Source organism: Dactylosporangium sp. NPDC006015 (assembly GCF_040614215.1).
Classification (GTDB): Bacteria; Actinomycetota; Actinomycetes; order Mycobacteriales; family Micromonosporaceae; genus Dactylosporangium; species Dactylosporangium maewongense.
This window is the reverse complement of sequence record NZ_JBEXUD010000013.1, coordinates 261,547-268,420: the sequence shown is the minus strand read 5'-3', so window position 1 is coordinate 268,420 and position 6,874 is coordinate 261,547. Positions and strand designations below refer to the sequence as shown.

Genomic DNA, 6,874 nt, shown 5'->3' with positions numbered 1-6,874 from the left:
CTACCGGGCGGCGACCGCGGACCCGGTAGCGCCAGGCGGGCCGGCCCGGCTGCCCGCCGCTGGCGCGGGCCTTGACCAGCAGCCCGGTCTCGGCGAGCCGGTCGAGGTGGGCCCGGACCGTGGACAGGTGCAGGCCGGTCTCGGCGACGACGTCCGCGGCGGTGAGGCCGCCGCCGGCGGCGCGGACCAGCTGCAGGATCGACACCCGGCTGGCCGAGCCGAGCGCCCGGTGCTGCGGCGTGTCGATCGTCTCGCCGGAAGGCCCTACCGAAGGGGTTTCCATGGTGCTTAACGTTATAACGTCAAACGACCTCAAAACCAGTGGAGGGTTCCATGTCACACGACGAAGCGACGCAGGGCTGCGGAGGGAGCTGCGGCTGCGGCGGGGATGCCGCCGGCGGCGCCGGTGACGCGCCGCTGCTGTCCATCGACCCGCGCCTCGACGTCCGTGACCTGCCGCACGGCGAGCGCCACGGCCGGGTCCTCGACGCGCTGGACGCGCTGCCCGAGGACGGTGCCCTCGTCCTCGTCGCCCCGCACGCCCCGCGACCGCTCCTGGCCGAGATCGACCGGCGCTACGCCGGGCGGTTCGCCGCTAAATGGCTGCAGTCCGGCCCCGACACCTGGCAGATCCGGCTGCACCGCACGCCGGTCCCCGCCTGACAGGTCCCGGCACGCGATCAGGTGGCGCTCGCGAGTGCGCTGAGGACCCGCTCGGACTTCGTCGTCGCCACCGTGCCCGATGCGGCTACGGAGCGACGACTGAGTCCGTCGTCGTGACGATCTGTCCACGCAGCGGGGCCAGTGCCGCGCCGATCTGGGCCACCTGATCGTCGGCCACGCCGAGGTCGGTCAGCGTGCCGGCCAGGTGGGCCACGACCGCGTCGAAGTCGGCGTCGGTGATTCCCAGCCCGGCGTGCGCGGCGGCCATGTCGCGGCCGGCGAAGATCTGCGGGCCGCCGAGCGCCGCGGTGATGAACGCCCGCTGGTGCGTCTTGAGCCGCTGGACGTCGACGCCGGTGAAGAAGCTCTCGAGGCGGGGATCCGTGAGGACGCGGGCGTAGAACTGCTCGACGGCGGCCTGGACCGCTGCCGCTCCGCCGATGGTGTCGTAGATGCTCATGTCGCCTCCTGCCTTCCGGGCGCCGCGCGGGGTGCGGCGCCGGTGATCATGCGGCCGGCCGTAGGGCAGCGCCCAGCGATCGGATAGTCACGGTAGCGAGACCTTTGAATAGGTGCTCAGACACTACACAAGTAAACCGGGAATCACATAGATAGAGTTTCCACATGCCGATCGTGGCCAGGACTCGGCGAACGTTCGTGGCGCCGGTCCGGGTCGCCTGGGTGCAGCCGGGACGTTCGGCCCTGAACGGCGCGGATTCTCCGCCGTACCGTCCACGGCTATGAGCGGAAAGAGCGCGTGGCGCGGGCGGTGTCGCCCGGCCTGAGGTGTCCCTGGCCGGCCGTTCGCGAAGGAAGACCGACGTGCTCGACGACATCCGTGCGGCGATCCGCCGTGACCCCGCGCTGTATGGCATCCGGGTGCTGGAGGTGCTGCTCTACCCCGGGTTGTGGGCGGTGTGGACGCACCGGCTGAGCCACTGGCTGCACCGCCGGGGGCTGCCGCTGCTGCCCCGCGCGATCTCCCAGCTCGCCAGGCTGCTGACCGGCGTGGAGATCCACCCGGGCGCGCGGATCGGCCGGCGCCTGTTCATCGACCACGGCGCCGGCGTGGTCATCGGTGAGACCGCCCGCGTCGGCGACGACGTGACGATGTATCACCGGGTCACGCTCGGCGGCCGCGGCTGGTGGGCCGACGACAAGGGCAGCGCCCGGCATCCGAACGTCGGCGACCGGGTCGTGCTCGGCGTCGGCGCCACCGTCCTCGGCCCGGTCCGTATCGGCGACGACGCCAGCGTCGGCGCCCACTGCCTGGTCGTCAGCGACGTGCCCGCGGGCACCCGGCTGCGGTCACCCACCTCCGAGCCCCTGCGGGAGAGCCCATGATCTATCCGGACGTCACCGCGCTGGTCGGCCGCACGCCGATGGTCCACCTCGCCCGTTTCGGGGAGGGACTGCCGGCCCGGCTGGTCGCCAAGCTGGAGTCCGCCAACCCGGGCGGCAGCGTCAAGGACCGCATCGCCGTGGCGATGATCGAGGCTGCGGAGGCGGCCGGTGTACTGGCACCCGGCGCGTCGATCGTCGAAGCGACCAGCGGCAACACGGGCATCGGGCTCGCCGTGGTCGCCGCCGCCAGGGGCTACCGGCTGACGCTGTGCATGCCGGAGAGCATGAGCGTCGAGCGGCGCACGCTCCTCGCCGCGTACGGCGCACGGCTGGTGCTGACCCCGGCCGCGGAGGGCATGCCCGGCGCCGTCCGGCGGGCCGAGCGGCTCGCCGCTGAGCAGCGGGCGTTCCTGCCCAGGCAGTTCGACAACCCCGCGAACGCCGACGCGCACCGCCGCACCACCGCGCTGGAGATCTGGGACGACACCGGCGGGGACCTCGACGCCGTCGTCGCCGGTGTCGGCACCGGCGGGACGATCACCGGCGTCGGCCAGGTGCTCAAGGGCAGGCGCCCCGGGCTGCGGGTGGTCGCCGTGGAGCCAGCCGAGTCCCCGGTGCTGTCCGGCGGGACCGCGGGGCCGCACGGGATCCAGGGCATCGGCGCTGGCTTCGTGCCTGGCGTGCTCGACCCGGACGTCTACGACGAGGTGCTGCGGGTCGACGTCGAACGGGCCCGCGCCGCCGCCCGCCGGCTCGCCCGGACCGAGGGCGTGCTAGTGGGGGTGTCCGGCGGCGCCGCGCTGCACGCGGCGCACACGGTGGCCCGGCGCCCGGAGCTCGCCGGCGGCACCGTCGTGGTCATCCTGCCCGACACCGGTGAGCGGTACCTGAGCACGCCGCTGTTCGAGGCCGCCGCTGCCCCCGCGGCGCCACGGCCGGCGCGGGCCCCTGCCACGCCTGGCCGGTGACCGTTCGCCGGGTGTGGCACGGACCCGGCCGGGTAGCAGGGGCGGCGTGCCGTCCGCCGGGGCGGGGGTCCCGCGCGCCCGCTTCGGTCTGATGGTCCCGATCAACTCGGGACCTTCGGCACGGTCGCCCGGGATTTCGGTGCGGTCAGATGGCATGGGATCACGCGTTCGGCTTGCCCGTCGGCACGAATAGGACGAATCTGATTCTCAAGGTCATATACGGAGGAACGTGGCGATGACGAGCGCGACCGAAAAAGCGGGCAGGGCGCTGCTGGGCGTCGGCGGGCTGGTGCGCCGGGCGGAGGTCTCCACCGACGGGCGGACGCTGCACCAGATCGGCGGGCGGGAGGCGGACAGCTTCTACCGGGACCGGTGGTCCTACGACAAGGTCGTCCGCTCCACGCACGGCGTCAACTGCACCGGCTCGTGCTCGTGGAAGGTGTACGTCAAGGACGGCATCATCACCTGGGAGCAGCAGCAGACCGACTACCCGAGCGTCGGCGCGGACCGGCCGGAGTACGAGCCCCGCGGCTGCCCGCGCGGCGCCGCGTTCTCCTGGTACACGTACTCGCCGACCCGGGTCCGCTACCCGTATGCGCGCGGGATCCTGGTCGAGATGTACCGGGAGGCGAAGGCCCGCCTCGGCGACCCGGTCGCGGCGTGGGCCGACATCCAGGCCGACCCGCAGCGCCGCCGCGCCTACCAGCGGGCGCGCGGCAAGGGCGGGCTCGTGCGGGTCTCGTGGGACGAGGCGCAGGAGCTCGTCGCCGCCGCGCACGTGCACGCCATCAAGCAGTACGGGCCGGACCGCGTCGCCGGGTTCTCGCCGATCCCCGCGATGTCGATGGTGTCGCACGCGGTCGGGGCGCGGTTCCTGTCGCTGATCGGCGGCACGATGCTGTCGTTCTACGACTGGTACGCCGACCTGCCCGTCGCGTCGCCGCAGATGTTCGGCGACCAGACCGACGTGCCCGAGTCCGGCGACTGGTGGGACGCGTCCTACCTGATGATGTGGGGCTCCAACGTCCCGGTCACCCGCACCCCCGACGCGCACTGGATGGCCGAGGCCCGCTACCGCGGGCAGAAGGTCGTCGTCGTGTCCCCGGACTACGCGGACAACGTGAAGTTCGCCGACGAGTGGATGCCCGCCCAGCCCGGCACCGACGGCGCCCTCGCCATGGCGATGGGGCACGTCGTGCTCAAGGAGTGCTTCGTCGAACGGACCGTCCCCCGGTTCGCCGACTACGTCAGCCGGTACACCGACCTGCCGTACCTGGTCGCACTGGAGCCGTGCGAGCAGGGCTACCGGCCCGGGAAGTTCATCACCGCCGCCGACCTCGGGGAGACCGACCCCGAGGCCGCGTTCCGCCCGGCGCTGTGGGACACCACGACCGGCGCGCCGGCCGTGCCGAACGGTTCGCTCGGCCACCGGTTCAGCGACGCCGGCGTCGGCCGGTGGAACCTCGACCTCGGCGCGATCACGCCCAGGCTGAGCTGCGAGGGCGGCGACGCCGTCGAGGTCGTGCTGCCCCGCTTCGACAACGACACGCCCGAGCTGCTGCGCCGCGGCGTGCCGACCGCCACCGTCGGCGGCCGGCTCGTCACCACCGTGTACGACCTGATGCTCGCCCAGTACGGCGTGGCCCGCCCCGGACTGCCCGGGCAGTGGCCCGCCGGCTACGACGACCCGGCCGAGCCGTACACCCCGGCGTGGCAGGAGCCGATCACCGGCGTGCCGGCAGCGCAGGTCGCGAGGATCGCGCGGGAGTTCGCCGACAACGCCGAACGCTCCGGCGGCCGTTCGATGATCCTCATGGGCGCCGGCACCAACCACTGGTTCCACTCCGACGCCACGTACCGGGCGATGCTGACGCTGACGACGCTCACCGGCTGCCAGGGTGTGAACGGCGGAGGCTGGGCGCACTACGTCGGGCAGGAGAAGTGCCGGCCCGTCACCGGCTGGGCGCACCTGGCGTTCGGCCTGGACTGGTCCCGGCCGCCGCGGCAGATGATCGGCACCGCGTTCTGGTACCTGCACACCGACCAGTGGCGCTACGACCAGTACACCGCCGACGTGCTCACCTCACCCCTCGCGAAGGGCGCGTTCGCCGGCCGGCACACCGCCGACCTCCTCGCGCAGTCGGCCCGGCTCGGCTGGATGCCGTCGATGCCGAACTTCGACCGCAACCCGCTGGACGTGGCCGACGAGGCCCTCGCCGCGAACCCGGAGAACCCGGCCGCGCACGTCGCCCAGGAGCTCGTCGACGGCCGGCTCGGGTTCGCCGGCGCCGACCCCGACGCGCCGCAGAACTGGCCCCGCGTCCTCACCGTCTGGCGGGCCAACCTCCTCGGCTCGTCGGCGAAGGGCAACGAGTACTTCCTGCGGCACCTCCTCGGCACCGACGCGTCGCTGCGCGCCGCCGAGGCGCCACCGGACAAGCGGCCACGGGACGTCGTCTGGCACGACGAGGCGCCCGAGGGCAAGCTCGACCTGCTGCTGTCGCTGGACTTCCGGATGACGTCGACCACCCTGTTCTCCGACGTCGTGCTGCCCGCCGCCACCTGGTACGAGAAGCACGACCTCAACACCACCGACATGCACCCGTTCATCCACGCGTTCACGCCGGCGATCAACCCGCCGTGGCAGACCAGGACGGACTTCACCGCGTTCCACGGCATCGCCAAGGCGTTCTCCGACCTCGCCGGCCCGCACCTCGGCGTCCGCAAGGACATCGTCGCCGCACCCCTGCAGCACGACACGCCCGACGCGCTCGCCACCCCCGGCGGGATCGTGCGGGACTGGAAGGCCGGCGAGACCGCCGCCGTGCCGGGCCGCACGATGCCGAAGTTCATCGTCGTCGAACGCGACTACGGCGCGGTCGCCGACAAGATGGCCTCGCTCGGACCGCTGCTGGACCGGCTCGGCACCACCACCAAGGCCGTCACCGTCGACGTGAAACCCGAGATCGAGTTCCTGAAGAAGATCAACGGCACCGTCCGCGGGGGCGTCGCCGACGGCCGCCCGCGCCTCGACACCGACATCCGCGCGTGCGAGGCGATCCTCGCCCTGTCCGGCACCACCAACGGCCGCGTCGCCACCGAAGGATTCGAGTTCCTCGAGCGGCGCACCGGGCAACGCCTCGCGGACCTCGCCCGCGAGCACGAGGGCAAGCAGATCCGGTTCGCCGACGCGCAGTCCCGGCCGGTACCGGTGATCACCAGCCCCGAATGGTCCGGCAGCGAGCACGGCGGGCGGCGCTACTCGCCCTTCACCATCAACGTCGAACGCCGCAAACCCTGGCACACGCTCACCGGCCGGCAGCACTTCTACCTCGACCACGACTGGATGCAGGAGCTCGGCGAGGAACTGCCGGTCTTCCGCCCGCCGCTGGACATGCACAAGCTCTTCGGCGAGCCGCGGCTCGGGCGCACCGGGGAGCTGGAGCTGACCGTGCGCTACCTGACCCCGCACTCGAAGTGGTCGATCCACTCCGAGTACCAGGACAACCTCATCATGCTCACGCTGTCGCGCGGCGGGCCAACGATGTGGATGTCGGAGGCCGACGCCGCGAAGATCGGCGTCACCGACAACGAGTGGATCGAAGCGGTCAACCGCAACGGCGTCGTCGTCTGCCGTGCCGTCGTCACCCACAAGATGCCCGAGGGCACCGTGTACATGTACCACGCCCAGGAACGCGTCATCGACGTGCCGAAGGCCGAGACGAACGGCCGCCGCGGCGGCATCCACAACTCGCTCACCCGGCTGCTGATCAAACCGAGCCACATCATCGGCGGCTACGCGCAGCTGTCGTTCGCGTTCAACTACCTCGGCCCCACCGGGAACCAGCGCGACGAGGTCACCGTCATCCGCCGCCGGTCCCAGGAGGTCGAGTACTGAT

Annotated in this window: 6 protein-coding genes; 4 read left to right on the top strand and 2 right to left on the bottom strand. The window is 72.4% G+C overall.

All coding sequences use genetic code 11. The features are described 5' to 3' along the window. A partial coding sequence (locus ABZ321_RS25020; RefSeq protein ID WP_354895161.1) for a helix-turn-helix domain-containing protein occupies positions 1–283 on the bottom strand: 283 nt, incomplete at its 3' end. A gap of 50 nt (positions 284–333) precedes the next feature. Between ABZ321_RS25020 and ABZ321_RS25015 the strand changes: the two genes are divergently transcribed. Then, positions 334–663, top strand: coding sequence for a DUF2249 domain-containing protein (locus ABZ321_RS25015; RefSeq protein ID WP_354895160.1), 330 nt, complete (start codon positions 334–336; stop codon positions 661–663). A gap of 85 nt (positions 664–748) precedes the next feature. Here the strand turns inward: ABZ321_RS25015 and ABZ321_RS25010 are convergent, their stop codons facing one another. Further along, on the bottom strand, positions 749–1,123 hold the full coding sequence (locus ABZ321_RS25010) for a group 1 truncated hemoglobin (protein ID WP_344505806.1): 375 nt from the start codon (positions 1,121–1,123) through the stop codon (positions 749–751). Between the two features lie 362 nt (positions 1,124–1,485). On the opposite strand from ABZ321_RS25010, the gene epsC reads away from it, so the two are divergent. The 3 genes from epsC to ABZ321_RS24995 all read left to right on the top strand — a co-directional run bounded on the left by epsC (position 1,486) and on the right by ABZ321_RS24995 (position 6,873). Continuing rightward, positions 1,486–2,007 carry a serine O-acetyltransferase EpsC gene (gene epsC / locus ABZ321_RS25005; RefSeq protein ID WP_354895157.1) on the top strand — a complete coding sequence of 174 codons (522 nt, stop codon included), beginning with the start codon at positions 1,486–1,488 and terminating at the stop codon, positions 2,005–2,007. Beyond that, positions 2,004–2,975: a cysteine synthase A gene (cysK, locus tag ABZ321_RS25000; protein WP_354895155.1), complete on the top strand. Its 972-nt coding sequence runs from the start codon at positions 2,004–2,006 to the stop codon at positions 2,973–2,975. Before epsC ends, cysK begins: the two co-directional genes overlap by 4 nt. A gap of 235 nt (positions 2,976–3,210) precedes the next feature. Next, positions 3,211–6,873: a nitrate reductase subunit alpha gene (locus ABZ321_RS24995; RefSeq protein WP_354895152.1), complete on the top strand. Its 3,663-nt coding sequence runs from the start codon at positions 3,211–3,213 to the stop codon at positions 6,871–6,873. Position 6,874 lies beyond the last annotated feature (1 nt).

Excerpts from the sequence above, each read along its gene's own strand:
- ABZ321_RS25015 (WP_354895160.1), top strand. The coding sequence starts at position 334 with ATGTCACACGACGAAGCGACGCAGGGCTGCGGAGGGAGCTGCGGCTGC.
- ABZ321_RS25010 (WP_344505806.1), bottom strand. The coding sequence starts at position 1,123 with ATGAGCATCTACGACACCATCGGCGGAGCGGCAGCGGTCCAGGCCGCC.
- cysK (WP_354895155.1), top strand. The coding sequence starts at position 2,004 with ATGATCTATCCGGACGTCACCGCGCTGGTCGGCCGCACGCCGATGGTC.
- ABZ321_RS24995 (WP_354895152.1), top strand. The coding sequence starts at position 3,211 with ATGACGAGCGCGACCGAAAAAGCGGGCAGGGCGCTGCTGGGCGTCGGC.